The sequence below is a fragment of the Variovorax sp. PMC12 genome, from assembly GCF_003019815.1.
Lineage (GTDB): Bacteria > Pseudomonadota > Gammaproteobacteria > Burkholderiales > Burkholderiaceae_C > Variovorax.
On the sequence record NZ_CP027774.1, the window covers coordinates 723,416 to 749,540 of the forward strand.

At 68.5% G+C, this 26,125-nt stretch carries 24 protein-coding genes; 15 read left to right on the forward strand and 9 right to left on the reverse strand.

Translation table 11 applies throughout. From position 1 onward, the window contains the following. Positions 1–66 precede the first annotated feature (66 nt). The 5 genes from C4F17_RS30755 to C4F17_RS30775 are packed head-to-tail and all read left to right on the forward strand — an operon-like array spanning position 67 to position 4,972. Positions 67–1,104, forward strand: a complete 1,038-nt coding sequence (locus C4F17_RS30755) for a DUF7064 domain-containing protein (protein ID WP_106938191.1) — start codon at positions 67–69, stop codon at positions 1,102–1,104. Next, the gene (locus C4F17_RS30760) at positions 1,101–1,895 is read left to right on the forward strand and encodes an enoyl-CoA hydratase/isomerase family protein (RefSeq protein ID WP_106938192.1); all 795 of its coding nucleotides are present in this window, start codon (positions 1,101–1,103) and stop codon (positions 1,893–1,895) included. Before C4F17_RS30755 ends, C4F17_RS30760 begins: the two co-directional genes overlap by 4 nt. Before the next feature lie 39 nt (positions 1,896–1,934). Then, positions 1,935–2,813 carry a MaoC family dehydratase gene (locus C4F17_RS30765; RefSeq protein WP_106938193.1) on the forward strand — a complete coding sequence of 293 codons (879 nt, stop codon included), beginning with the start codon at positions 1,935–1,937 and terminating at the stop codon, positions 2,811–2,813. After that, positions 2,810–3,778 carry an NADPH:quinone oxidoreductase family protein gene (locus C4F17_RS30770; protein WP_159053783.1) on the forward strand — a complete coding sequence of 323 codons (969 nt, stop codon included), beginning with the start codon at positions 2,810–2,812 and terminating at the stop codon, positions 3,776–3,778. The genes C4F17_RS30765 and C4F17_RS30770 overlap by 4 nt, the downstream gene beginning before the upstream one ends. Before the next feature lie 57 nt (positions 3,779–3,835). Continuing rightward, on the forward strand, positions 3,836–4,972 hold the full coding sequence (locus tag C4F17_RS30775; RefSeq protein ID WP_106938195.1) for an acyl-CoA dehydrogenase family protein: 1,137 nt from the start codon (positions 3,836–3,838) through the stop codon (positions 4,970–4,972). Between the two features lie 50 nt (positions 4,973–5,022). On the opposite strand, the gene C4F17_RS30780 is transcribed toward C4F17_RS30775, so the two are convergent. From C4F17_RS30780 to C4F17_RS30795, 4 genes are read right to left on the reverse strand one after another with little or no spacing between them, the layout of a single operon-like run. Next, the gene (locus C4F17_RS30780; RefSeq protein WP_106938196.1) at positions 5,023–6,162 is read right to left on the reverse strand and encodes an acyl-CoA dehydrogenase family protein; all 1,140 of its coding nucleotides are present in this window, start codon (positions 6,160–6,162) and stop codon (positions 5,023–5,025) included. Then, entirely contained in the window at positions 6,159–6,482 is a 324-nt protein-coding gene (locus C4F17_RS30785) for a DUF6285 domain-containing protein (RefSeq protein WP_106938197.1), read from the reverse strand. The genes C4F17_RS30780 and C4F17_RS30785 overlap by 4 nt, the downstream gene beginning before the upstream one ends. A gap of 7 nt (positions 6,483–6,489) precedes the next feature. Continuing rightward, positions 6,490–7,497 (reverse strand): phosphotransferase family protein, encoded by a 1,008-nt coding sequence (locus C4F17_RS30790; protein WP_234383050.1) that lies wholly within the window; start codon positions 7,495–7,497, stop codon positions 6,490–6,492. Position 7,498: 1 nt separating this feature from the next. Then, on the reverse strand, positions 7,499–9,022 hold the full coding sequence (locus C4F17_RS30795) for an acyl-CoA synthetase (protein ID WP_199852001.1): 1,524 nt from the start codon (positions 9,020–9,022) through the stop codon (positions 7,499–7,501). A gap of 216 nt (positions 9,023–9,238) precedes the next feature. On the opposite strand from C4F17_RS30795, the gene C4F17_RS30800 reads away from it, so the two are divergent. From C4F17_RS30800 to C4F17_RS30840, 9 genes are all read left to right on the forward strand, one after another. Continuing rightward, the gene (locus C4F17_RS30800; RefSeq protein ID WP_106938199.1) at positions 9,239–10,396 is read left to right on the forward strand and encodes an acyl-CoA dehydrogenase family protein; all 1,158 of its coding nucleotides are present in this window, start codon (positions 9,239–9,241) and stop codon (positions 10,394–10,396) included. 25 nt (positions 10,397–10,421) lie between these two features. Next, the gene (locus C4F17_RS30805) at positions 10,422–11,243 is read left to right on the forward strand and encodes an SDR family oxidoreductase (RefSeq protein WP_106938522.1); all 822 of its coding nucleotides are present in this window, start codon (positions 10,422–10,424) and stop codon (positions 11,241–11,243) included. 83 nt (positions 11,244–11,326) lie between these two features. Next, a complete protein-coding gene (locus tag C4F17_RS30810; protein ID WP_159053784.1) occupies positions 11,327–12,442 on the forward strand; it encodes an AraC family transcriptional regulator in 1,116 nt (371 codons plus the stop codon). A gap of 40 nt (positions 12,443–12,482) precedes the next feature. Next, a complete protein-coding gene (locus C4F17_RS30815; RefSeq protein WP_106938201.1) occupies positions 12,483–14,027 on the forward strand; it encodes an acyl-CoA synthetase in 1,545 nt (514 codons plus the stop codon). A gap of 25 nt (positions 14,028–14,052) precedes the next feature. Next, positions 14,053–14,796 carry an SDR family NAD(P)-dependent oxidoreductase gene (locus tag C4F17_RS30820; protein ID WP_106938202.1) on the forward strand — a complete coding sequence of 248 codons (744 nt, stop codon included), beginning with the start codon at positions 14,053–14,055 and terminating at the stop codon, positions 14,794–14,796. A gap of 29 nt (positions 14,797–14,825) precedes the next feature. Next, on the forward strand, positions 14,826–16,121 hold the full coding sequence (locus tag C4F17_RS30825; RefSeq protein ID WP_106938203.1) for an acyl-CoA dehydrogenase family protein: 1,296 nt from the start codon (positions 14,826–14,828) through the stop codon (positions 16,119–16,121). A gap of 5 nt (positions 16,122–16,126) precedes the next feature. Further along, entirely contained in the window at positions 16,127–17,200 is a 1,074-nt protein-coding gene (locus tag C4F17_RS30830; RefSeq protein WP_106938204.1) for a phosphotransferase family protein, read from the forward strand. 99 nt (positions 17,201–17,299) lie between these two features. Continuing rightward, positions 17,300–18,454: a CaiB/BaiF CoA transferase family protein gene (locus C4F17_RS30835; protein ID WP_106938523.1), complete on the forward strand. Its 1,155-nt coding sequence runs from the start codon at positions 17,300–17,302 to the stop codon at positions 18,452–18,454. Then, complete coding sequence (locus C4F17_RS30840) at positions 18,451–19,206, forward strand: SDR family NAD(P)-dependent oxidoreductase (protein WP_106938205.1); 756 nt, start codon at positions 18,451–18,453, stop codon at positions 19,204–19,206. The genes C4F17_RS30835 and C4F17_RS30840 overlap by 4 nt, the downstream gene beginning before the upstream one ends. On the opposite strand, the gene C4F17_RS30845 is transcribed toward C4F17_RS30840, so the two are convergent. Then, complete coding sequence (locus C4F17_RS30845) at positions 19,207–19,539, reverse strand: hypothetical protein (protein WP_234383051.1); 333 nt, start codon at positions 19,537–19,539, stop codon at positions 19,207–19,209. 10 nt (positions 19,540–19,549) lie between these two features. Next, complete coding sequence (locus C4F17_RS30850) at positions 19,550–20,335, reverse strand: enoyl-CoA hydratase-related protein (RefSeq protein ID WP_106938206.1); 786 nt, start codon at positions 20,333–20,335, stop codon at positions 19,550–19,552. Between the two features lie 178 nt (positions 20,336–20,513). Between C4F17_RS30850 and C4F17_RS30855 the strand changes: the two genes are divergently transcribed. Next, positions 20,514–21,494, forward strand: coding sequence for a Bug family tripartite tricarboxylate transporter substrate binding protein (locus C4F17_RS30855; protein WP_106938207.1), 981 nt, complete (start codon positions 20,514–20,516; stop codon positions 21,492–21,494). Positions 21,495–21,582: 88 nt separating this feature from the next. Here the strand turns inward: C4F17_RS30855 and C4F17_RS30860 are convergent, their stop codons facing one another. The 3 genes from C4F17_RS30860 to C4F17_RS30870 all read right to left on the reverse strand — a co-directional run bounded on the left by C4F17_RS30860 (position 21,583) and on the right by C4F17_RS30870 (position 26,111). Then, complete coding sequence (locus tag C4F17_RS30860) at positions 21,583–23,727, reverse strand: 3-hydroxyacyl-CoA dehydrogenase NAD-binding domain-containing protein (RefSeq protein WP_106938208.1); 2,145 nt, start codon at positions 23,725–23,727, stop codon at positions 21,583–21,585. 10 nt (positions 23,728–23,737) lie between these two features. After that, entirely contained in the window at positions 23,738–24,943 is a 1,206-nt protein-coding gene (locus C4F17_RS30865) for an acetyl-CoA C-acetyltransferase (protein WP_106938209.1), read from the reverse strand. A gap of 172 nt (positions 24,944–25,115) precedes the next feature. Beyond that, a complete protein-coding gene (locus C4F17_RS30870; RefSeq protein ID WP_106938210.1) occupies positions 25,116–26,111 on the reverse strand; it encodes an NADPH:quinone oxidoreductase family protein in 996 nt (331 codons plus the stop codon). Positions 26,112–26,125: the final 14 nt, after the last annotated feature.

Consider the following 26,125-nt stretch of genomic DNA (forward strand, 5'->3'; position numbering starts at 1 on the left):
CGCGCACGGCCGACGTTCACAGGGGCGGTGCCGTGCCCGGATTCATTTCTCTCCAAGGACCAGACCATGTTCATGCCCCCCGACAGCAGACTGCATCTCGATCCGCAGGACGAGTACACCCACACGCCCGAAGCGGCCGGCAACTACAACGAGAGCATGTACTTCAACGCCTTCGACACGGCGCGAGGCATCGGCGCGTGGATGCGCCTGGGCAACCGGCCCAACGAAGGCCATGCCGAGATGACATGCTGCGTGTACCTGCCCGACGGACGCGTCGGCTTCATGTACGGGCGCCCGCCCATCTCCCACAACGAGGCCATGGACGCGGGAGGCCTGCGCTTCGAGGTGCTGGAGCCCTTCAAGCGCCTGCGCGTGAGCTACGAGGGCGAGCTGTTGATCATGGACGACCCGCATGCCATGGCCGACCCCGGCAGTGCCTTCAAACGGTATCCGAAGCGGCGCGCCGCCATCTCGCTCGACTACGAGGGCATCTCGCCGATGCACGGTGGGGAAATCGTGGCGCTCGACGGCAGCCGGTTCGAGCTCGATCCCGAGCACTCGGTCTACCGCGGCCATACCGAGCAGAACATGGCGGTGCGCGGCCACATCACCGTGGACGGCGTGCGCCACGAGATCGACGGCTTCGGGTACCGCGACAAGTCGTGGGGGCCGCGCCACTGGCACAGCTTCTATTGGTACAAGTGGCTCCCCGTCACATTCGATCGCGGTTTCGGCGTGCTGCTGTCCGTCAAGGGACGCAAGGGCGGCCTGCCCAACAACGTGAGCGGCAACGTGCTGCGCAACGGCCGCTACGAACCGGTGCTCGAAGGCCGCATCGCGACCGTCTACGACGACAAGTACTACCCGGTGCGCTTCACCGCGCTGGTTCGCACCGCGGAGCGCAGCTACACGCTCGAAGGCGAGGTCGGCGCGCTGGTGCCGCTGCGCCACAAGAGCGCCAGCGGGGAGCCGGGCGCCTACACCCGCATCACCGAAGGCATCACCACCTACCGGTGCGAGGGGCGCACCGCGCTGAGCATGTCGGAGTATTGCGACGTGATGGTCAATGGCACGCCGGTCTCGGTGCTGGAGGAGCCCGCATGAACACGCTGGTCTACGCTGTGGAAGACGGCGTCGCGACGCTGACGCTGAACCGGCCCGAATCGAAGAACGCGATCAGCCCCGAGATGGCCGACGAATTGGGCGAGCTGCTGGCGCGCATTCGTGCGGACGATGCGGTGCGTGTGCTCGTCGTCACGGGTGCGGGCGGCGCCTTCTGCGCCGGTGGCGACGTCAAGGCGATGGGCGAGGGTGGCCCGCGCACGCCCGAGCAGCGGCGTGCCGGCATGGCGCGCTATACGCGCATCTGCACCGAGCTGATGGCGCTCGACCGGCCGGTGATCGCGGCGGTCGACGGCGTGGCCTTCGGCGCGGGTTTCAGCATCGCGCTGATGTGCGACATCGTGCTGCTGAGCGATCGCGCGCGGCTGTGCATGGTGTTCCAGCGCATCGGCCTGGTGCCGGACATGGGGGCCTACTACACGCTGCCGCGCGTGGTGGGCCTGCAGCGTGCGAAGGAGCTGATTTTCTCCGCGCGGGAGATCGACGCGGCCGAGGCGCGGCAGCTGGGCATCGCGATGGAGGTGCTGCCCGCCGAGAACCTGATGCCGCGCGCACTTGCCATTGCGCGCAGCTTTGCCGGGGCCTCGCCCGTGGCCATGAGCGTCTCCAAGCGGGCGCTCCAAAGCTCGCTCGGCAGCGACCTGCCGACCATGCTGGAGATCGAAGCCGCGGGCCAGGCGCTGGCTTCCAACAGCGAGTACGCCAAGGAAGCGGTGCGCCGCTTTGCCTCGCGCGAGCCCGCCCAGTTCCGCTGGCCGGCGGCAGGCTCGTGAACATCACATCGCTCCACACTGAAACACAAGGAACAGCAGATGCTCGACTATCGCAAGGCACGTGACTGGCACTCAGGCGACGTGCAGCACGTGTACACCCCCAAGGACACGATGCTCTACGCGCTGGGGCTCGGCCTGGGCGCCGACCCGCTCGACGAGAGGCAGCTGCGCTTCGTCTACGAAAAGGAGCTGGTGGCGCTGCCGACCATGGCTGCCGTGCTGGCCTCGCCAGGTTTCTGGATGCGCGAGCGCAAGGAGATCGGCATCGACTTCATGAAGCTCGTGCACGGCGAGCAGTCGGTGCGCCTGCATGCGCCGCTGCCGCCGTCAGGCACGGTGGTCGGGCGCACGCTCGTGACTCGGGTGGTCGACAAGGGCGAAGGCAAGGGTGCGATCCTGCATGTGGAAAAGGAACTCGTCGGTGCCGCGCAACAGCCGTTGGCCACGGTCGAGAGCGTCTACTTCCTGCGCGGCGACGGCGGCTTCTCCAGTGCGGACGGCCAGGCCGACGAGCCCGCGCCCGCTGCGGCAGCCATGCCCGAGTCGGCGCCCGAACTCGTGCTCGACCTGCCCACGCGTGCTGACCAGGCCTTGCTCTACCGCCTGTCGGGCGACATCAACCCGCTGCATGCCGAGCCTGCCTTCGCGGCCAAGGCCGGTTTTGCACGGCCCATTCTTCACGGGCTTGCGACCTGGGGCATCGCCGGGCGCGGGTTGATCGCCGCGTTCGCGGATTTCGATGCGACGCGCCTGTCGGCCATGCGCGCGCGGCTGTCGGCACCGGTCTATCCCGGCGAAACCATCCGTCTGGAAGGCTGGCGCGACGGCGGCGAAATCGCCTTCCGCGCGCGGGTGGTGGAGCGCGACGTGCTGGTGCTCACGAACGGCCGGGCCGAACTGCGAGGCACGTCGCGTTGAGAGCCTGGCAGGTCGAAGCACTGAGCGATCCGGGCCGGATGCGGCTGGCCGAGCTGCCGGTGCCCACGCCGGCGCATGACCAGTACTTGGTGAAAGTGGAAGCAGCGGGCCTCAATTTTCTGGACACGCTTGCCATCAAGGGCCGGTACCAGACCAAGCCGGCCCTGCCGTTCACGCCCGGCGTGGAGGTGGTGGGCACCATCGTCAGCGGCGAAGGTGCCGGCACGCGCGTGGCCTGCGCCACGCCGGCCGGCAGGTTCGGCGGCTTCGCTGAATATGCGCTGGTGCCGCGTGCCGAGGCGATGCCCATCGCGTCCGACCTGCCGCCCGGTGCCGCCCTGGCGCTGCGCGGCAACTACCCGACCTCGCTCTACGCCCTGCGGCATGCCGGGCGCCTGCAAGCAGGGGAAACCTTGCTGGTGCACGCTGGCGCCGGCGGTGTCGGCAGCGCGGCTGTGCAACTCGGCAAGCTGATGGGCGCGTGCGTGATCGCCACCGCGGGCAGTGCCGCCAAGCGCGACGCCTGCCTGGCGCTCGGCGCGGACGCGACCATCGACTACACCGACGCGAAGTGGGTCGACGAGGTGCGCAAGCTTGCGCCGCAGGGTGTGGACGTGATCTACGACCCGGTCGGCGGCGACATCGGCGCGCAAAGCGTGCGCTGCCTGGCCTTTGGCGCGCGGCTGCTGGTGATCGGCTTCGCCAGCGGCGCGTTGACGCCGTTGCCCGCCAACCGCCTGCTGCTGGCCAATGCCTCGGCCGTCGGTGTGTTGTGGGGCGAGGTGCGCAAGCGCGAACCGGCGCTGGCGCGGCAACTGGGCGAAGAGATCCAGGGCTGGTACCTGTCGGGGCGGATTCGGCCGCTCGAGGCCTCGGTGTTCGACTTCGAGGATGCGCCGGCGGCGCTCGCGGCGCTGGAACGGCGGCAGACCTCGGGAAAGGCGATTCTTCTGTTGCGCCGTTGAGGCGTGCGTTCCCGCCGCGCCTGCGTCATAATCAATGGTTCTACCAAAGGAGATATCATGGATTTTGACCTGCCCCCCGAAGCGGAAGAAATGCGCGTTGCCACGCGCGACGCCGTCGATGCGTTGCTCAAGCTCGAAACGCGCTACCAGGAAACCGGCGAAGTGCCTGAGCAGGTGGAGGCCACCCTGCGCGAGATGGGCTTCTACGGCATGTCGATTCCAGAGCCCTATGGCGGCATGCCTGTCGACCACCTCACCAGCGTGGCGGTGCAGCTCGAGCTGGCGCGGCTGCCGCCGCAGTTCTGGCCCTTCGTGCGCTCCGCGCTCGGGCCGGGCGTGCACATCATCGTGGACCATGGCTCGGAAGCCATCAAGAAGAAGTGGCTGCCCGAGATTGCATCGGGACGTTCGCGCAACTGCATTGCCATCACCGAGCCGCACGCCGGCTCCGACGCCGCGAAGATGACGACCACGGCGCGCCGCGACGGCGACCACTACGTGCTCGACGGCGTGAAGACCTTCATCTCGAACGCCAACCATGCGCATTCGATCACCGTGCTCGCCTCCACCGACCGTTCGGCCGGCAAGAAGGGCATTTCGGCCTTTCTGCTGGACACGACCACGCCCGGCTTCAAGGTCACGCGGACCATGCCCACCATGGGCTGGATGGACGACAGCCTGTGTGAGATTTCCTTCACCGACTGCCGCGTCCCGGTGGAGAACCTGCTGGGCGAAGAGGGGCGCGGTCTTTCGTATGCGATGTCGGGGCTCAACGAAGGCCGGCTGAATGTGGGTTGCCAGGCGCTCGGGCCGGCACAGATTGCGCTCGACGAAACCATCGAGCATGCCAAGACGCGTGTCACCTTCGGCCAGGCGCTGGGTGAGCACCAGGCCATTCAGCACATGATCGCCGACATGGCCATGGACCTGCATGCGGCGCGCATGGTGCTGTTCGAGGCCGTGTGGCGCGCCGCGCGCGGCGAAGACGCACGAATGAAGGCGTCGATGGTGAAGGTGATCTGCACCGAGGCCGCATGCCGCATAGCCGACAAGGCGCTGCAGATCTTCGGCGGTTCGGGCTATTGCCGCGGCACCATCGTGGAGCGGGTATACCGCGACCTGCGCGTGCTGCGCATCTATGAGGGCGCGTCGGAAATCCACCGCAACATGATCGCCAGGCAGCTGCTCGCCTGAACGTGGCGCCGTCCGTGCCCGGCGCGCTGCCGGGCACGGGCCTCAAGCCGTCAACGCATCAGCTCGCGTGCGATCACCACGCGCTGGATCTGGTTCGTGCCCTCGAAGATCTGGTTGAGCTTGGCGTCGCGCATCATCTTTTCCACGGGGTAGTCCTTCACGTAGCCGTAGCCGCCGAAGACCTGCACCGCGTCGGTGGTCACCTTCATCGCCACGTCGCTCGCGAAGCACTTGGCCATGCTCGCGAACTTGGGCAATTGGCTCCAGTCGCCGATGTCGGCGAGCCGCGCGGTTTCGTACACCAGGCAGCGCGCGGCCTCGATCTGCATGGCCATGTCCGCCAGCATGAACTGGATGCCCTGGAACTCGATGATCGCCCGCTTGAACTGCTTGCGCTGTCTGGCGTAGCCCAGCGCCGCATCGAGCGCGCCCTGGGCCAGGCCGACCGACGCGGCGGCGATGGCGGGGCGATTGAGGTCCAGCGCGCGCATGGCCGAGCGGAAGCCCTTGCCTTCCTCGCCCAGGCGGTTTTCCGTCGGCACGCGCACGTTGTCCAGGTACACCGGCACGTTGATCGTGCCCTTCATTCCCATCTTGCGTTCGTTGCGGCCGAAGGTGAGGCCCTTGCTGTTCTTCACGTCCACGATGAAGGGGCTGATATCGTCGGCGCCGCCGCGCTCACCGGTCTTGGCGAACACCAGGATGTAGTCGGCGCGGCTGCCGAAGGTGCACCACTGCTTCTGCCCGGAGAGCACGTAGCTCTCGCCGTCGCGCACGGCGCGCGTGCGCATGCCGCCGACGTCGCTGCCGCAGTCGGGCTCCGAGATGGCGATGGCGGTCACGGTGCGGCCTTCGGCCAGCAACGGCAGAAAGCGCTGCTTCTGATCCTCGGTGCCGAAGTGCATGATCGGCAGCGCGAACATGGTGTTCATGCCCGCCATGAGTGCGCACGACTCCGAAACTCGTGAGATTTCTTCCCGCGCGATGCACACCATCGTCAGGTTCGCGCCCGGGCCGCCGTATTCCTCCGGCACCCAGAGCTGCAGCAGGCCCATGTCGCCGTAGACCGGAATCAGCTCCTCGGGAAAACGGTCGTTCTCGTCGATCTCCGCGGCGATGGGCGCGACGTGGCGCTCGACCATGCGGCGCACGCCGTCGCGGAATGAAATCTGTTCTTCGGTGAAGTTCATGCGGGTCTTTCGGTATGTGGCCACTTCGGGTTGTTGATGGCGAGCGCCTCGCCCAGGCCTTGGCGCAGCTGCGCGGCCAGGTCGGCGTCGATGGGTATCTCGCCTGCGCGGATGGCGTCGGCCAGCTCGCGGCTCACGGCCTTGGAGGCTTCATCGTGCGGCTGGCCGAGGCGCAGTTCGCGCTCCACGATGCGCAGCACGTTCGCCGTCACGCGCGCCTGGAAGCGGTGGTAGCCGTCCAGCGTGGGCAGCAGTTCGTCTTCGAGGTAGCGGGCGGCGGCCAGCAGCAGGGTGCCGGCGGGAGGGACGGAGTTCGGCATGATGGGGTCAGGCCTCGATGAGTTGGAAGAAGTCCCACAGCGGCTCTTCCATGCGCCGGCCGACCGCGCACAGTTCCAGGCTTGCGGGGCTGCCGTCGGCTCGCACCGAAAGCCCGCGCCGCACGCAGCCGATGGCCCACTTGAGGTTGGAAAAGGCCTCCCAGAAGCGCACGCGCAGCGGGTCCACCGGCCTGCCGCTCGCGCGCTCGTAGGCCGCGTACAGGTCTTCGCGCGCCCCGAAACCGCCCGCCTCGCCCGCGCCGCCGAAGCGCCAGGTGCGCATGCACAGCACGCCCAGGTCCTGCATCGGGTCGCCGACCCGGGCAATCTCCCAGTCGAGCACGCAGCGGATGCCTTCGGTGCCGACGATTAGGTTGCCCGTGCGAAAGTCGGAATGCACGAGTGTGTCGGGCCAATCGACCGGCAGGTTCTTGCGCACCCATTGCACCGCGTACTCGAGCGCCGGATGGCTGAAGCCCGTTCGCGCCAGCAGGCCGGCGTACACCTCGAGCTCCCGCGCGGGCGAGAGCCGCTGCAGAAAGGGAAGCTCGGCGACCGGCATCGAGTGGATCGCCGCGAGGATGGTCCCGGCCTGGGCGGCCATCGCGCGACGGGCCCCGGCATAGGCCGGGTCGGACACGAGCTTTCGCCCCAGCGTCTCGCCCTCGACGCGTTCGGTGACGTAGCCGCGCTCGAGGCCGTCGTGCACGTCGAGCACGGCGAGCACCGCGGGTGCCGGCACGCCGTGCGCGCGCGCCGCGATCATCACGCGCGCGTCTTCGGCCGCGTCGAGCTTGGGCGCGGCGAGGCCGGGGGATGCCGATGCCGACGCGGTCATTGTGGGCATCTGCTGCAGGATCATCGGGCGGCGCCCGTCAACCGTGAGCAGGTCGAACGACCAGGTCGTCTTGGTCGCGCCGCCGGTGAGCCGGCGCAAGTCCTCGACGCTGCCATGCAGGCCCGCATGGCGCTGAAGCGCGAGGGCGAGGCGGCGCGCGATGTGCGGGGCGTCCACGTCAGATCTTCCGGCCCGCGGCCTGCCAGAACGGGTCGCGCAGCCGGCGCTTGAAGATCTTGCCGCTGTCCTCTCGCGGCAGCGCGGCATGGAAGTCGAAGCGGCGCGGCACCTTGTACCTGGCGATGCGGTCCTCCAGAAAGGCGCGCAGCGCATCGGCGTCGGGTGCGGTGCCGGGCATCGGCTCGACGGCCGCGGCCAGCGATTCGCCCATTTCCTCGTCGGGTATGCCGAAGACGGCGCAGTCGCGCACGAGCGGACACTGCAGCAACACGGCCTCGATCTCGGCCGGATAGATGTTCACGCCGGCCGAAATCACCATGTCGGAGCGGCGGTCGCACAGGTAGAGGTGGTCGTCCTTCACGTAGCCGACGTCGCCGCAGCTGATGAGGCCGTCGCGCTCCACCTCTTTCCGCTTTTCGGGATGGTTGTGGTACGTGAAGTCGGCGTAGGCCGGCACGCGCACGAAGATCTCGCCGACCTCGCCGGGCGCCACCGGCTGGCCGTCTTCTCCGTAGAGCACCATGCGCGCATCGGGGTTGAGCCGGCCCACGCTGCCGGGGAAGGCGAGCCAGTCTTCGGGCGTGCTGAGCGTGGCGGTGCCGACCTCGGTGCCGCCGTAGGTCTCGTAGACCACCGGGCCCCACCAGTCCATGAGGGCGCACTTGGTCTCGGCCGAGCAGGGCGCGCCGGTGTGTGTCACCCACTTCAGGGAACTCAAGTCGTAGCGCTCGCGCACGTCTTCGGGCAGCTTGAGCATGCGCACGAACATGGTTGGCACGGCCACCATGTGGCTGATGCGGTGCCGCTCGATGGCGGCGAGCACGGCCTCGGCGTCGAACCGGGTCTGCATCACCAGCAGGTCGCAGATCGGCAAGGCCTGGCGTGCGTAGGCGTTGGGCGAGGAGTGGTACAGCGGGCCGCCGATGAGCGCCCGCACGCCCGGCTGCAGGCCGTAAACGCGGCGCATCAGCTGCACGTACGCGGCAGCCTGTTCCGGCGTGGCCGCGTCGCGTTTCACGCCCTTGGCCCGGCCGGTGGTGCCCGAGGTGTAGATCATGGTCGCGCGGCTGCGCCGCGGCGGGCCGTCCCATGGCGCGAAGGCTCCGAGCCAGGCGTTCCATTCCGCCGCATCGGCCGGCACCTGCGTCGCGGCTTCGGCCAGCGAGAAGGCGCGGACCGCCTCGGGCGGCGTGGGCACGGTGATGACCACGGTGCCAGCGGGAATGTGTTCGCGCACCGGCGCGAGAAGGTCGGCATGCCCGACCACCACCTTCGGCGCCACATCGTTCAGTATGTAGAGCACCTCTTCGGGTTTGCCGTGCCAGTTGATGGGCACCGCGTAGGCGCCGAGCGCGGCGGCCGCCTGCTGCGCTTCGAAGAAGGCGAAGTCGTTGCGCAGCAGCAGCGCGATGGCATCGCCTTCTCGCACGCCCGCCGTATCGAAGCCGCGCGCGGCGCGCAGCGCGCGCTGCATCAGGGCGTCGCGCGCCATGCTGCGCTGGTCGAGGAACACCTGGCTCATGTCTTCGTGTCTCCGTGGTCTGCGATCAAGAGCCAGGCTCTTGCAGAAAGGCCAGGTTCCGTCAATGGTTCAACATATGATAAATCTTGCTTCGCCGTGGTGGCAAGGGGGCGATCCCGATGCAGGCGCCAACGATCAAGGCGCGCAGTAAGGCCAATCGGGTTGTGAGGTTGCGCCATTGAGCGCAGCCTTCCGGGCCGGGACACTGACTGCATCATGAGCCAATCACCCTGGATGACCCCGGAACTCGAAAACTTCCGCGCCAACGTACGGCGCTTCTACGACAAGGAACTGGTGCCTAACGAAGAGCGCTGGGGCCGCCAGCAGCATGTGGACCGCGAGGTCTGGCGCAAGGCCGGCGCTGCCGGCCTGCTTTGCGTGGGCATCTCGGAGGAATATGGCGGCGGCGGCGGCAACTTCATGCACGAGGCCATCCTGTTCTACGAGCAGACCCTGGCCATCGTGCCCGGCCTGGGCAACGGCGTGCACACCGGCATCGTCGCGCACTACTTGGAGAATTTCGGCACCGAAGCGCAGAAGCAGCAATGGCTGCCGCGCATGGCGAGCGGTGACCTCGTGGGAGCGCTGGCCATCAGCGAGCCCGGCGCGGGCTCCGACGTGCAAGCCATCCAGACCCGCGCGGTGCGCCAGGACGACCACTATGTGGTGAACGGCGCCAAGACCTTCATCAGCAACGGCCAACTGGCCGACCTGGTGTGCGTGGTGGTGAAGACCGACCCCTCTGCGGGCTCGCGCGGCATCTCGCTGCTGATGGTGGAGACTGCGAAGGTCCAGGGCTTTCGCCGCGGCCGTGTGCTCGACAAGATCGGCATGCATGCGCAGGACACCTCGGAGCTGTTCTTCGACGACATGCGCGTTCCCTGCGCCAACCTGCTGGGCCCTGAAGAGGGGCAAGGCTTTCGCCAGCTCATGAAGGAACTGCCGCGCGAGCGCGTGGTGACCGCGATGAGCGCGCAGGGCTCCATGGACCGGGCCATTGCGGAAACGCTGGCCTACGCGCGCCAGCGCAAGCTGTTCGGCGACACGTTGTTCGACTTCCAGAACACCCGCTTCAAGCTTGCCGAATGCCAGACCAAGGCCACCGTGTCGCGCGCCTTCATCGACCGCTGCATCGACCAGCTCGCGCGCGGGGAACTCGACGCCACCACAGCCGCCATGGCCAAGTGGTGGTGCACCCAGACCTGCGGCGAGATCGTCGACGAGTGCCTGCAGCTGCACGGCGGCTACGGCTACATGACCGAGTACCCGATTGCGCGCATCTACCAGAACGTGCGCATCGGCCGCATCCTGGCGGGCAGCAACGAAGTGATGAAGGAACTCGTGGCACGCGACATGCGGCGCGCCTCGGAATGAGTGCCGCCGGCAAATGAATGACGACATGAACGACGCATTCCGCCCCCGCATCCTCGAGGGCAAGGTCGCGGTGGTTGCCGGTGCGTCCGGCGGCATCAATCTTGGCATCGCGCAGCATCTGTGCCGCGCGGGGGCCAGGGTGGCCATTCTGAGCCGCAGCGCGGAGCGCATTGAGGCGGCTGCGCGCGCTGTCTCGCCCGACCCTGCCGAGGCCATCGGCTTTGCCGCGGACGTGCGCGACTACGACGCCGTGTCGGGCGTCTTCTCCAGGACCGCGTTGCGCTTCGGGCCGATCGACATCGTTGTCTCCGGGGCTGCAGGCAACTTCCACGCGCCGGCTGCGCAGCTGTCGTCGAACGGGTTCCGCACGGTTATCGAAATCGACCTGATCGGCACTTTCAACGTGCTGCGCGCGAGCTTCGAGCACTTGCGCCGGCCCGGCGCTTCCCTCATGTCGATCACCGCGCCGGGCGGTAGCCATCCCTCGATGTTCCAGTCCCATGCCAATTCGGCCAAGGCCGGCATCAACATGCTCACCAAATGCCTGGCCATGGAGTGGGGGCCGGGTGGTGTCAGGGTGAACGCGATCTCGCCGGGGCCCATCGCGGGCACCGAGGGCATGGCGCGACTGGCGGCCACGCCGGAACGCGAAGCGCTCCTCAAGGGCCGGCTCGCGCTGCGCGATTACGGCAGCAAGCGCGACATCGCCGATGTGGCGCTCTTCCTGTGCAGCGACAACTCGCGCTACATCACCGGGACGGTGATCGACTGCGACGGTGGCAGCGCGCTGGGCGATGCCTCGGGCGACGCCTTGGCGCCGCCCGCCCGTGCCGCTGGCAAGCCCTGATTGACACCGATATGGCCAGCTCACTAGCATTGGATCAACCATTAAAAAGAGTGCTTCGGCTCGTCCGCACTCAAGGAGACTCCATGCCGTCAGCTGCTTCCGCCACGCCAGCCGCGTATGCCCGGCCCTTGCTCGACAAGGCGCATACCGAGGACAGCCCGCCCCGAGGTCTTCATCACACGATCCCCATGTGCTACGTGCTTTCCTTCCTCGGCGGCGCGCAGGACCGTGGCATGGATGTGCCCGCGCTGCTGGCGCGCCACGGCATCTCTCCCGCGATGATTGATTCGCCGCTCTCGCGCGTTTCGGTGGCGCAGTTTGCCGCGCTGCTCAAGCACCTGCGCTGGCGCATGCGCGACGAACTGCTCGGCTTCGGAAGCCGACCCGTGAAGCTCGGCACCTTCGTGCTCGCAACGCGCCAGATGATGCGCTGCGCCACGCTGGGCGAGGCCTTGCGCGTGGGCTTCGGCATCTACCGCCTCGCCATCGACGAATTCAGCGCCCACCTGCGAATCGAAGGTGCGATGGCGCGCGTGGTCATCGGCGAGACTGCCGAGGGTCGGCGGCCCGGGTTCATCCAGTCGGCATTTCTGTACTGGGTGCTGGGGCTGTCGTCATGGCTGGTGCAGCAACGCATCGCGCTGCGCGAGGCCGCGCTCAGTCGCGATCTGCCGTCCGAGTCGTACCGGGAGAGCGGCCATCTGTTCAATGTTCCGATGCGCTTCGGCGCTCCCACCTCGAGCATCGCGTTCGATGCAAGCTGGCTCGCCGAGCCGGTCATGGCCGACCCCCTGCACCTTCAGGCGTTGTCCCGCGAACTGCCGGGTGCGCTGCTGGTGCGCTTTCGCGACCACTCGAGCCTGACCGAGCGCGTGCGCCTGCGGCTGCAGCACCAGCTTGCGGCGGGCCTGCCATCGCTCGAGCAGACTGCCTGGCACCTGAAGATGACGCCGCATTCGCTGCGGCGTCGCCTGGCCGAGCACGGCACCAGCTTCCAGGGCATCAAGAATGCGCTGCGCCGCGACGCGGCCATCGAGCTGCTGACGCGCTCCAGCCTGCCCTTGAGCGACATCTCGCAACAACTCGCCTTCTCGGAGCCCAGCACGTTCCATCGCAGCTTCAAGCTGTGGACCGGCGTGGCGCCGGGCGAGTACCGCCGCGTGCACGGCACCGCTCAGGCGGGCCCGGAGTGCGCCTGAATCCTCCCAGTCTTCCGACCCATCCAAGAAAAAGCCGGCCATGAACCATCCGTCGATCATCGCGCGCTCGCATCCCGACAAGACCGCTGCCCTCATGGCGCAATCGGGAGAACGCCTGTCCTACGCCCAGCTCGAGGCGCGCTCCAATCAGGGCGCTCACTTCTTGAGAGCGCTCGGGCTGAAGGCCGGCGACCATGTCGCGGTGATGCTGGAAAACCACCTGCGCTTCTTCGAGGTGTATTGGGCCGCGCAGCGCACTGGCCTCTACTTCACGCCCGTGAGCACGCACCTCAGCGCGCAGGAGGCTGCTTATATCGTGAACGACTGCGGCGCGCGCCTCGTGGTGTCTTCCGCGGCGATGGCCGACAAGGCGCTTGAACTCAAGGCGCTTTGCCCCGGGGTCGAGCATTTCGTCTGCGCCCACGGCCGCATCCCGGGCTACGCCTCGTGGGAGGAGCACACGGTCATGCAGCCCGAATCCCCGGTCTGCGACGAGGTGGGGGGGCACAACATGATGTATTCGTCGGGAACCACCGGCAAGCCCAAGGGCATCAAGGTGCCCTTCGCGAACAACCCGATCGGCGCAATCGTGCCGATCATGCAAGTGTTCGCACGCAGCTTCGGCTACGGCCTGGACACGGTCTATCTCTCGCCAGCGCCCCTCTATCACTCGGCACCGCTGGGCTTCTGCGCGACGGTGCAACGGCTGGGCGGCACCGTGGTCGTGATGGAGAAGTTCGAGCCCGAGGCTTTCCTGGCCAACGTGCAGGAGCACAGGGTCACGCACACCCAGGTCGTGCCGACCATGTTCGTACGGCTGCTGAAGCTGCCAGCGGAGGTGCGCGCCCGCTACGACGTGTCTTCGCTCGTGTGCGCGCTGCATGCCGCCGCTCCCTGCCCCGTGGAGGTGAAGCAACAGATGATCGACTGGTGGGGCCCCTGCATCTTCGAGCAGTACAGCGGCTCCGAAGGCATCGGCTGCACCATGATTTCCGCGCCCGAATGGCTGGCGCACAAGGGTTCGGTGGGCCGCGCGCTGATGGGAGACGTGCGCATCGTCGCGGAAGATGGCAGCCTTCAGCCGACCGGCACGGCGGGCGCGGTGTACTTCGCCAACAGCCGCCGCTTCGTCTATCACAACGACCCCGGCAAGACAGCGCAGGCCTTCAACGAACAAGGCTGGTCGACGCTCGGCGACGTGGGCTATCTCGACGAGGACGGCTACCTCTACCTGACCGACCGCAAGGCGTACATGATCATTTCGGGCGGGGTCAACATCTACCCGCAGGAAGCAGAGAACGCCCTGGCCCTTCACCCCGATGTGGCCGACGTGGCGGTGTTCGGCGTGCCCAACGCGGAGTTTGGCGAAGAGGTCAAGGCGGTGGTGCAGCCGGCCGACTTCGCGCGCGCAGGCCCGGCGCTGGAGGCCGAACTGATCGCCTATTGCCGCGAGCGCCTCGCTTCGATCAAGTGCCCGCGCAGCATCGACTTCGAGGCGCAGCTGCCGCGCCAGGACAACGGCAAGCTCTTCAAGCGCCTGCTGCGCGACCGCTACTGGGCCGGACACGCGAGCCGCGTGATCTGAGCCACCCACCTGCACGGAGGCCTCGATGCAACACGACACGGCGTTCGACTTCGCCGGCAAGACCACGCTCGTCGTCGGCGGCACCAGCGGCATCGGCAACGGCATCGCGCAGGCCTTTCGGGCCGCGGGATCGGCGGTGCATGTATGGGGAACGCGCGCTGCCCCCGGTGACTACCGCACCGACGAGGGCAGCGATCTGCGTGGCCTGCATTTCTCGCGTGTCGACGTCTCGGACGCGGCCGCCGTCCATGCCTTCGCGCCCCCGTTCGATCGGCTCGACGTGCTGGTGCTCGCGCAGGGCGCTGTCGAGTACCGCCGCGCCGAGTTCGAGGACGCGACCTTCCGCCGCGTGGTCGACGTCAACCTCAATAGCGTGATGGCCTGCGCGAGCGTGTTCCACCCGCTGCTCAAGGCGGCGGGTGGCGCGGTGATCGTGGTGAGCTCCATCTCGGCCTACCGCGCCGCGCTCGGCACACCGGCCTATGCGGCGTCGAAAGCCGCGGCGTTGTCGCTCACGCGCTCACTCGGCGCGGCCTGGGCCACGGACGGCATTCGCGTGAACGGCATCGCGCCCGGGCTGGTCGCCACCAAGATGACCCGCGTCACCACGGACAACCCGCAGCGGCTCGCGGCGACCGTCGCGCGCATTCCGGCCGGACGCGTCGGCACGCCCGCCGACATGGCCGGCGTGGCGCTGTTCCTTGCTTCTCCGCTCGCGCGGTACGTGATCGGCCACACCATCCCCGTCGACGGCGGGCTCAGCGCCTGAGGGCGTTGCACAACACCAGGAGACAACACATGAGCTGGGGATTCGAGACCGACGAGGCGTTCCAGAAGGAACTCGACTGGATAGACGACTTCGTGCGCAACGAGGTGGAGCCGCTGGACCTGCTGCTGGACAGCCCCTACAACGTGGCCGACCCGGCCCGCAACCGGCTGGTGCGCCCTCTGCAGCAGAAGGTGCGCGAGCGCAAGCTCTGGGCTTGCCACCTCGGCCCCGAACTGGGCGGGCAGGGCTACGGGCAGGTGAAGCTGGCGCTGATGAACGAGATCCTCGGGCGCTCGGGCTTCGCGCCCACGGTGTTCGGCTGCCAGGCACCGGACTCGGGCAACGCGGAAATCCTGGCGCACTATGGCACCGAGGCGCAGAAGAAGCGCTACCTGCATCCGCTGCTGGCCAACGAAATCGTCTCCTGCTTTGCCATGACCGAGCCGCAGGGCGGCTCCGACCCGCAGGTCTTCACCACGCGTGCCGAACGCGATGGCGACGACTGGCTCATCAGCGGACAGAAGTGGTTCGCATCGAACGCCAACTACGCCTCCTTCTTCATCACGATGGCGGTGACCGACCCGGACGTTTCGGCCTACAAGGGCATGTCGATGTTCATCGTGCCGGCCGGCACGCCCGGCCTGAAGATCGTGCGCGACGTGCACCTGGCCGGCCGCAAGGCCCACGGGCATGGCCACGGCTACCTGGATCTCGACCATGTGCGGGTGCCGTCCGACCACATGCTCGGCGGGCCGGGACAGGCCTTCGCGGTCGCGCAGACGCGCCTGGGCGGCGGGCGCATCCACCATGCGATGCGCACCATCGGGGAGGCGCGCAAGGCTTTCGACATGCTGTGCGAGCGCGCCGTGTCGCGGCGCACGCAGCACGGCAGGCTGGCGGACAAGCAGCTGGTGCAGGCGATGGTGGCCGACTCCTGGATCGAGCTGGAGCAGTTTCGCCTGCTGGTGCTGCGCACCGCGTGGCTGATCGACAAGCACAACGACTACCAACTGGTGCGCAAGGACATCTCGGCCGTGAAGGCGGCCATGCCCAAGGTGCTGCACGACATCGTGGCGCGCGCGATCCAGGTGCATGGATCGCTGGGACTGACCGACGAGATGCCGCTGGTCGAGCAGATGGTGTCGTCCCTCATCATGGGCCTGGCCGACGGACCGACCGAGGTGCACAAGATCACGCTTGCACGCGAGTTGCTCAAGCAGGTGGCGCCGTCCACTGCACTGTTCCCCAGCTACCACCTGCCGCGTGCGCGCGAACGCGCAATGGCCCTGTACGGCGCGGCGCTCGAAGGCGCCGACGGGCTTTGAGCGGGATGCAGGCCGCGGCCGACGCGCAGGCGTGGCATGAGCTGGTCGACCCGGCGGCGCTGGCCGCGTGGATGGACACGCAGGGCCTGCGCGGGCGCGAGGGTGGCGATATCACCCACGCCACCTTGCTGGCCGGCGGCACCCAGAATGTTCTGCTGAAATTCGAGCGGGGCGCGCGCAGCTTCGTGCTGCGCCGCCCGTCGCGCCACCTGCGGGCCAACAGCAACGAAACCATGGGGCGCGAGGCCCGCGTGCTGGCCGCGCTTGCGGGCAGTGCCGTGCCGCACCCCGTCTTCATTGCAGCCTGCGCCGATACCGCGGTGATCGGCGCGGCTTTCTATCTGATGGAGCCCGTGGACGGTTTCAACGCCGCCCACGCCGGCTTGCCGGCGCTGCATGCGTCCGATCCTCTGTTGCGCAGGCGCATGGGTTTTTCGATGGTCGATGCCATTGCCGCGCTCGCGGCGGTCGATGTGGCGGCCGTCGGCTTGTCCGACTTCGGCCGCGCCGAGGGTTTTCTCGAGCGGCAGGTTCCACGGTGGCGCAAGCAGCTAGAAGGCTATGCCGCATGCGAAGGCTGGCCCGGTCCGCAGTCGTTGCCCGAGGTGCGCCAGGTTGGCGACTGGCTCGACGCGCATCGACCGGCTGCATTCACGCCTGGCCTGCTGCATGGGGACTTCCACATTGCCAACGTGATGTTCCGCCACGACGGGCCCGAGCTCGCGGCCGTGGTCGACTGGGAACTCGCGACGGTGGGCGACCCGTTGCTCGACCTGGGCTGGCTGCTGGCGACATGGCCGCGCCCTGACGGCTCTCACCACACGCTGAACCGGATTCGGCCGTGGAACGGATTCCCGCTGGGGCTGGAACTGGTGGAGCGCTATGCGCAACGCAGTCAGCGCGACCTTTCGGCCATCCGCTGGTATGCGGTGCTCGCCTGCTACAAGCTGGCGATCATCCTCGAGGGCAGCCACGCCCGTGCCTGCGCGGGCCAGGCGCCGCGCGACACCGGCGAGCGGCTGCACGGCGCCGCACGCGGCCAGTTGCGGCGCGCCGTGGACTGGATCGAGCACCCATGAACCGGCGCGCGCGTGGTCGGCGAGGTGTTCGGCGCCTGCCTGTTCGCGACGAACGACTTCGGCCGCATCAAACGATCAACCCAAACGAAAGACACGTACATGCCAGGACCGCTTGCAGGTATCAGGGTGCTCGAAGTCGCGAGCATCGGCCCCGGGCCCTTCTGCGCCATGATGCTCGCTGACATGGGGGCCGAGGTGATCCGCATCGACCGCCGTGCCGACGTCGGCCGCACGCCCTGGGTGCCGCCGCGCGCCGACATACTGTCGCGCGGGCGGCGCTCGCTGGCGCTCGACCTCAAGCAGCCCGAAGGCGCGCAGGTGCTGCTCGACATGGCCGCGCAGGCCGACCTGCTGGTCGAGGGCTTTCGCCCCGGCGTGATGGAGCGGCTGGGCGTGGGGCCCGAAGCCTGCCTCGCGCGCAACCCGAAGCTGGTGTACGGCCGCATGACCGGTTGGGGCCAGAGCGGGCCGCTCGCACAGGCGGCCGGCCACGACATCAACTACATCGCCCTCAGCGGCGCATTGCACGGCATCGGTCATCCCGACACGGGTCCTGTGCCGCCGCTCAACCTCGTGGGCGATTTCGGCGGCGGCGGCGCGATGCTGGCCTTCGGCCTGGCTTGCGCGCTCATCGAGGCACGCGGATCGGGGCGCGGCCAGGTGGTCGATGCGGCGATGACGGAAGGCTCGGCGCTGCTGATGTCGATGTTCTACAGCACCCATGCGGCCGGCCGCTGGCATCGGCTGGGCGAGAACATGCTCGATGGCGCGGCGCATTTCTACGGGACATACCGCTGCGCCGACGGCCGGTGGCTTGCGCTGGGCTCGGTCGAGCCGCAGTTCTACGCGCTGCTGCTCGACACGCTGGGCATCGGGAACGCCGCCGAGTGGCCGCAGCACGAGCGCGCCCGCTGGCCCGAGCTCAAGCGCAAGCTGGCCGAGCGCTTCGCCACGCGTACCCGGGACGACTGGTGCGCGCTGATGGAGGGCACCGACATCTGCTTTGCGCCTGTGCTCGATCTCGACGAAGCGCCGCGCCACCCGCACGCGGTGGCGCGCGGCAGCTTCGTGAGCGTCGATGGCACGGTGCAGCCCGCACCGGTGCCGCGCTTCAGCCGCAGCCAGCCGGCGACGCCGCACGGCGCACCGGTCGTCGGCGCGCACAGCGAGGCCTTGCTGGCGGCCTTCGGCTTCGACGCCTCGCGCGTCGAGGCGCTGCGCGCCGCCGGCGTGTTCGCGCAGGCCGCGTCATGAAGCGCCTGGCGGGCCGCTCGGCCATCGTGACCGGCGCGGCGTCGGGCATCGGCGCGGCCACGGCAAGGCTGTTCGAGGAGGAGGGCGCGCGCGTGCTCGCGGTCGACCGCGATGCGGCACTGCTGGCCGAAACGCATGCGGGGCGGGACGGCATTCGCACGCTGGCGCAGGACCTGACCGGCGAAGATGCGCCGCGTGCCGTGGTGACAGGGGCGCTCGCCGCATTCGGCGCCATCGACATCCTGTTCAACAACGCCGGCACCAGTGCCAACAGCCTGGCCGAGGCCATGACCGACGCGCAGTGGGACAACGTGCTCGACGTGAACCTGCGATCGATGTTCCGGCTCACGCGCGAGGCCATCCCGGCGCTGAAGCAGCAGGCCGCGAAGACGGGCCGGGCGCGCATCCTGAACACGTCGTCGGTGATGGCGCGCGACACCGACATCGGTCTGTCGGCCTACGCCGCCTCCAAGCACGGCGTGGCGGGTTTGACGAAGACGCTGGCGCTGGAGCTCGGCAAGTTCGGCATCACGGCCAACCACATCCTGCCGGGCGCCATCGTCACCGGGTTGACGCGGCGCAGCTTCGAGCAGGCGCACATCAGCGCGGTGTGGGAGAAAAAGGCCGCGCTGCGCCGGCTGGGCCAGCCTGGCGATATCGCGCGCGCCGCGCTGCTGCTGGCGAGCGACGAGGCCGACTTCATCACCGGCCACGGGCTGGTGGTGGACGGCGGGCTCACGCTGCGGGCCTGATCAGCCGCTTGAGCCGGTCAACGATGAACAGGTAGCCCTCGGCGTCGCGGTGCACGAGGTCGCCGGTGCGCAGGAAGCGACGGCCGTCGATCTCGCGGAAAGCCTCTGCGTCCGCCTGCGGTTGCAGACGGCCATCGATGCGGTCTCGGTCATGCCCCAGCCCTCGAGGTAGCGCACGCCCAGTTCGTCGGACAGGCGCAGGCTCACCGCTTCGGGCAGGCCCGTGCCCCCGCCCGTGATGGTGCCGAGGCTCGCGATGTCGAACGCGCCCTTGGGCCAGAACGGCGAAGGGGCGCCTCGAAGCGGGGCGAGGGCATCGGCGATGGTCGGCATGGTGCGGCTTTCAGTGTCCGGTCCAGCGCGGGGCGCGGCGCTCGGCGAAGGCCCGCGGGCCTTCGAGGTAGTCATCGGTCTTCACAAGGCGCGCGATGGCGTCACGTGCCAGCGCCTGGAGCGCCGCCTCGTCCAGGTCGGGCACGCGGCGCGCGACGGCCAGGCTCTCGGCCACCGCGAAGGGCGCGTTGGCGCAGACGCGCCCTGCCAGTTGCAGCGCGCTGTGCAGCACCTCGCCGGGCGCGACCACGCGATTGACGAGGCCCAGCGCCAGCGCCCTGTGCGCATCGATGGGGTCGCCGGTTGCGATCATCTCCAGCGCAATGGCTCGCGGCAGCGAGCGCGGCAGGCGGTAGATGCCCCCAGCCGCGGCGATGAGCCCGCGTTGAACCTCGGGCAGGCCGAAGATGGCGTGCTCCGAGGCCACTACCAGATCGCAGGCGAGCATGAGCTCCAGGCCGCCGGCCACCGCCGCGCCATTCACCGCGGCGATCCAGAGCTTGCGCCGCCGTGCGTTCACGAAGCCTGCAAAGCCGCCGTCGGGCGTGGAGCGTGCGCTGGGCGCGCTGCCCCCGGCCAGCTCCTTGAGGTCGGCACCGGCGCAGAAGGCTTGGCCGCCGGCGCCGGTGAGGATGGCCACGCGAATCTCCGCATCGGCCTCGACGGCCTGTACATGCTGCTCCAGCGCCCGTGCGAGCGCGGCATTGACCGCGTTGCGTGCCTGCGGGCGGTTGAGCGTCAGCACCGCGATGTGCACGCCGGCCCGGTGAAATTGGACGACATCTTCAGGGTTCATGAGGTTCCTTCTGCGGTGATGCAGCCACGCAGCGATGCAGCGGTGCATCCGGTAGGGCCGGGTCGGCGATTCGGCCAACGCAACTGCGCGACTGCGCCATTGCGGGACGGGGCGGGCACTTTCCATACTGGCCGCAGGCGGACATCGATCCGCCGTACAACCACCCTGGAGACAAGACATGCATCCTCGATCCCGTTGCGCGCGGCTGTCGCGCCTCGCTGTCGGTGTCGCGTTGCTGGCCGCGGCGCTGGCGTCGCATGCGCAGGACTACCCCACGCGCGCCATTGCTCTGGTCGTGCCCTTTCCCGCCGGCTCGCCGACCGACGCCATGGCGCGAGAGATCGGGGCCGACCTGCGCGCGACGCTCGGCCAGCCGGTGGTGGTGGAAAACCGCCCCGGCGCCAGTTCGCTCACCGGCACGCAGTACGTTGCACGCGCCGCGCCCGACGGCTACACGCTGCTGCTCATGACGACCAGCCATCTCATCAACGCGCAGCTGCAGCCCAAGCCGGGCTACGACCCGTTCGACAGCTTCGTGCCGGTGACGGAGCTCATCAAGTCGCCGGTGGTGTTCGTGGTGCGCTCGACGTTGCCGGCGACGAACATGGCGCAATTCGCCAACTACGCCAGGGGCCGTTCGGTGTCCTACGCCACCTGGGGCATAGGCTCCAACACCGACATCTACGGCGCGATGATTTCCGACGCGATCAAGGCCGGACTGCTGCGCGTGCCTTACAAGGGCGAAGCGCCGCTGGCCAACGACCTGCTCGGCGGCCAGGTCGACAGCGCGATGATGACCGTCGGCATGTACAAGGCCCAATCGAAGACCGGCAAGCTGCGCGCGCTGGCGGTCAACGGCCCGAAGCGGCTGGACGCGTTTCCAGAGCTGCCCACGCTGCTGGAGTCGGGTGTTCCGGGGCCCAGCGTGGCCGGGTTCGCGGGCATCCTGGTGCCGGCGGGCACGCCGGCGGCCATCGCGGACAAGCTGGCCACGCACATCCAGCAATACATCCAGAAGCCCGAGGTCGCGGCGCGCTGGAACGAGCAATGGGGTTTCCAGGTGTCCCCGGTTCATCGCGCGGCGTTCGGCGAGCTGATGCGCAAGGATGCCGTGCGCTGGAGCGAGGCCATCAAGTCGGCCGGCATCAAGCTGGACTGATCGAAGCGCGGTGCGCCGCATGGGCTGTGTCGGTCCATCGCGCTTCGTTCCGCGCACCTGCACGTAGAAGCTTTCGAAGCCCCTTGCCTCACTCGAAACGCTCGTTTGCCGCAGCCTTTTCCTGCAGCAGGGGCGGCGGCGCGAAGCGGCTTCCGTAGCGCTCTGCCAGCACGGTGGCACGCTCGACGAAGCGCGGCAGCCCGTAGGCATTGATGTATTGCACCGTGCCCCCGGTCCAGCGCGGGTAGCCGACGCCGAGGATGGAGCCGACGTTGGCGTCGCGCGCCGAGGCGAGCACGCCTTCTTCGATGCAGCGCACGGCCTCTATCGCCTGCACGAACAGGAAGCGCTCCTTCAGGTCGTCGAAGGGCACCGCCTTGCCGGAGGGCGGATAGTGCTTGGCCAGGTCTGGCCACAGCGTCTTCGGCTCGCCGGGCGGGTAGTCGTAGAAACCTCCACCGCCCGCACGGCCGGGGCGGCCCAAGTCGGCGACCATTTTCTCGAGCACCGCCCATGCCGGGTGATGCGGCAGCGGCTTGCCTTCGGCGGCAAGGTCGGCGGCCGCCTGCTTTCGCACGGAAAGCGTGAGGCTCATGGCCACCTCGTCCATCACCGCAAGCGGGCCGACCGGCATTCCAGCCTGCAGCGCCGCGTTCTCGATGGTCGCGGCATCGACGCCTTCGGCCAGCATGGCGGCGCCTTCACGGGTGAAGGTGCCGAACACGCGGCTGGTGTAGAAGCCGCGGCTGTCGTTCACGACGATCGGCGTCTTGCCGATCTGCTTGACGAAGTCGTAGGCGCGCGCGAGCGTCTCGTCCGATGTATGCTTGCCCTTGATGATCTCCACCAGCGGCATGCGGTCCACCGGCGAGAAGAAATGCAGGCCGATGAAGTTCTCTTGCCGCTCGTACGCTGTCGCCAGTCCGGTGATGGGCAACGTCGACGTGTTGGAGGCCATGACGCCGCCGGGAGCCAGGTGCGGCGCGGCTTCGCGCACCACCTGTGCCTTGAGTTCGCGGTTCTCGAACACCGCCTCGATCACCAGGTCGCAGCCGGCCAGGTCGGCGGGGTCGGCGGTGGGCGTGATGCGCTGCAGCGCGGCCTGCATGCGCTCTTCGGTCATCGCGCCCTTGGCCACTTGCCTGGCGAATACTTTTTCGCTGTAGGCCTTTCCCGCCTCCGCCTTCTGCACCGTCGTGTCTTTCAATACGCAGGCTACGCCGCGCGTGGCGCAGGCGTGGGCGATGCCCGCGCCCATCATGCCGGCGCCCAGGATGCCAACTTTCGAGAAGGTCGCGCGCGGCACGCCTTCGGGGCGGCCCTTGCCGGACTTGATCTCGTTCATCTGGAAGAAGAAGGTCGTGATCAGGTTCTTTGCGACCTGCCCGGTCACGAGTTGAACGAAGTGACGCGTCTCGATGCGCAGCGCGGTATCGAAGTCGACGCTGGTGCCTTCGACGGCGGCCGAAAAAATCGCCTCGGGCGCCGGGTAGCAACCCTTGTGTTTGCGGATCAGGGTGACGGGCACCGTCTTCAGCCATGCAAGCGGTGCCGGTGCGCCCGCGGTGGCGCCCGGCAGCCGGTAGCCCTTGCGGTCCCAGGGCTGGGTGGCGTCGGCGTGGCTGGCGATCCATTCGCGTGCGAGCGCCAGCAACGCGGGCATGTCGCCGGCCACGCCGTCGACCAGGCCGAGGGCCTGCGCCTTGGCAGGCGAGAACGACGTGCCGTCCAGCAGGAATGGCATGGCCTTCTCGAGCCCGAGGTGGCGCACCATGCGCACGATGCCGCCGCCGCCCGGCAACAGCCCGAGGCCCACCTCGGGCAGGCCCAGGTCGAGCTTGGGGTCGTCCAGCGCAAAGCGCGCATGGCAGGCCAGCGCCAGCTCGAAACCGCCGCCCAGCGCCGTGCCGTTGAGGGCCGCCACCACGGGCCGGCCCAGCTTCTCGAGCCGCCGCATCGTCGCCTTCATCGCCATCGCGCGGTCGAACACGGCCTGGCCGTCATCCGGCCCCACGGCCAGCAGGTCGTTCAGGTCGCCGCCGGCGAAGAACGTCTTCTTGCCCGAGGTGAGGATGACGCCGGCGATGCCCTCGCGCTCGGTCTCCAGCCGCTCGACCGCGTCGGCCAATGCCTGGCGGAACACGCCGTTCATGGTGTTGGCGGCCTGGCCGGGCATGTCGATGGTCAGGGTGACGACGCCCGTGGCGTCCTTGTCGAAAGTGATCGCTGTCATGGGATGTTGCTCAGAGTCGTTCGATGATGGTGGCGATGCCCATGCCGCCGGCCACGCACAGCGTGACCAGGCCGCGCTTGAGCTGCCGGCGCTCCAGTTCGTCGAGCAGGGTGCCCAGCAGCATGCAGCCGGTGGCGCCCAGCGGGTGTCCCAATGCGATGGCACCGCCGTTCACGTTCACCTTCTCGGGCGGCACCTGCATGTCGCTCATGAAGCGCAGCACCACCGATGCGAAAGCCTCGTTGACTTCGAACAGGTCGATGTCGTCCACGGTGAGGCCGGCCTTGCGCAGCGCGATGCGGCTGGCGGGCGCGGGTCCGGCCAGCATGATGGTGGGCTCGGCACCGACCACGCCAACTGACAGGACGCGCGCGCGCGGCACGAGGCCCAGTTCGCGGCCCTTGGCCTCGGTGCCGATCAGCATCAGCGAAGCGCCGTCCACGATGCCCGACGAATTGCCGGCCGTATGCACGTGGCGGATGCGGTCGACCTGCGGGTACTTGAACTGCGCGATGGCATCGAAGCCGAACTCGCCCTGCTGGGCGAACGCCGGCTTGAGGCGGCCGAGCGAGTCGGCGGTGGTGTCGGGGCGGATGTACTCGTCCTGCGCGAGCACGGCAAGGCCGTTCGCGTCCGTCACCGGCACGACCGAGCGGTCGAACCAGCCCTGGCTGCGCGCGTTCGCGGCCTTGCGCTGGGAGGCGGCGGCGAAGGCATCGACATCGTCGCGGCTGTGGCCGTCCAGCGTGGCGATCAGGTCGGCGCCGATGCCCTGTGGCACCGGCTGCAGCCGGAAGTTGAGCGGCGGGTAGGTGTCGCGCGCATTGGGTGCGCCCCCCATTGCAATGCGCGACATCGACTCCACGCCACCCGCGACCACCAGGTCTTCCCAGCCCGATCGCACTTTCTGCGCCGCGATGTTGACGGCCTCCAGGCCCGAGCCGCAGTAGCGGTCGAGCTGCACGCCCGGCACGCGCCAGTCCCAGCCCGCATAGAGCGCCGCGGTCTTGCCGATGCACATGCTTTGCTCGCCGTAGGGCTGCACGCAGCCGATGAGGGTGTCCTCGATCTGGGCGGTGTCGAGGTCGTTGCGGCGCTGCAGCGCCCGCATCAGCCCGCCAAGCAGCGCGACGGGGTTGACTTCGTACAGGCTGCCATCGGCCTTGCCCTTGCCGCGTGGTGTGCGCAGTGCATCGAAGATCATTGCTTCCTGCATGTATTTTTCCTTCTTTCGGTAGACGTGTCGGGGGCGTTGCGAGTGGCTTCGCCCGTGCTGCACCCAGTGTGTGTGGGCAGTGCGGCAAGCTCAATGACGGATGAGCGCAATGTCGTTGGCGGGAATGAGCAAGCAACGCATCCGCTGCAATCAGCAAACCGCACGCGCTGGTTCAGGCGTCCTGCCGCGCGCCATCGTCGAAGGTGAAGACCACGCGGCCGAAGCCGGCGCGGTCGTTGGTCTTTTCGGCCGCCTCGTCGAAGCGCTCGACCGGCAGCACATGGCTCACCAGCGGTCGAATGCGGCCTTGCCCATGGAGCGCCAGCACCTCGGTGCGCAGCGCATGCATCAGCGCCGGTGTGCGTTCGCCCGCCTGCCGCGCGTCCACGCCCACCAGCGAAGCGCCCTTGACGATGCTCAGGTTCGACTTCAGCACGCCGATCTCCCCGCCCGCGAAGCCCACCATCAGGTGGCGTCCGCCCCAGGCGAGGGTGCGAAACGCCGCATCTGTCGCATCGCCCCCGATCGGGTCGTACACGACGTCCACGCCGCCTGGGGCGGTCAGCGCCTTGACGGCGGCTTTCCAGTCGCCGGTGGTGTCCACCACCGCATCGGCTCCGGCGGCCAGTGCCGAGCTGCGCTTCGTATCGGTCGATGCGGCGGCGATCACGCGGGCGCCGAGAATCTTGCCGAGCTGCACCGCGGCATGCCCCACGCTGCCGGCCGCTCCCAGCACGAGCAGGGTTTCGCCGGGGGAGAGCTGGGCGCGCGATTGCAGCGCGTACAGCGACGTGAGGTAGGGCGCGAGAAGCACCGAGGCTTCTATCAAGTCCGCCTGCGGCGGCAGCCCGAACGCCAGCGATTGGGGAATGCAGATGTATTCGGACCACGCCCCCATGCGCGTGCCGCAGACGCGGTCGCCCAACCGCAGCCGGCCGTCGGCACCGTCACCCAGGGCATCCACCACACCGCTGAATTCGCTGCCCGGGACAAAGGGCGTGGGAGGTCTGACCTGGTACCCACCCCGTGCAAGCAACAGGTCGACGAAGGAGATGCCGCAGGCGCGGACCCTGACGCGCACCTGGCCTGCGGAAGGTTCGGGGATGGCCGCGTCTTCGAGCCGGATTCTGTCTTCGGGGCCGTATCCGCGCACCAGCAGCGTTTTCATTCAGGCGTGTCTCC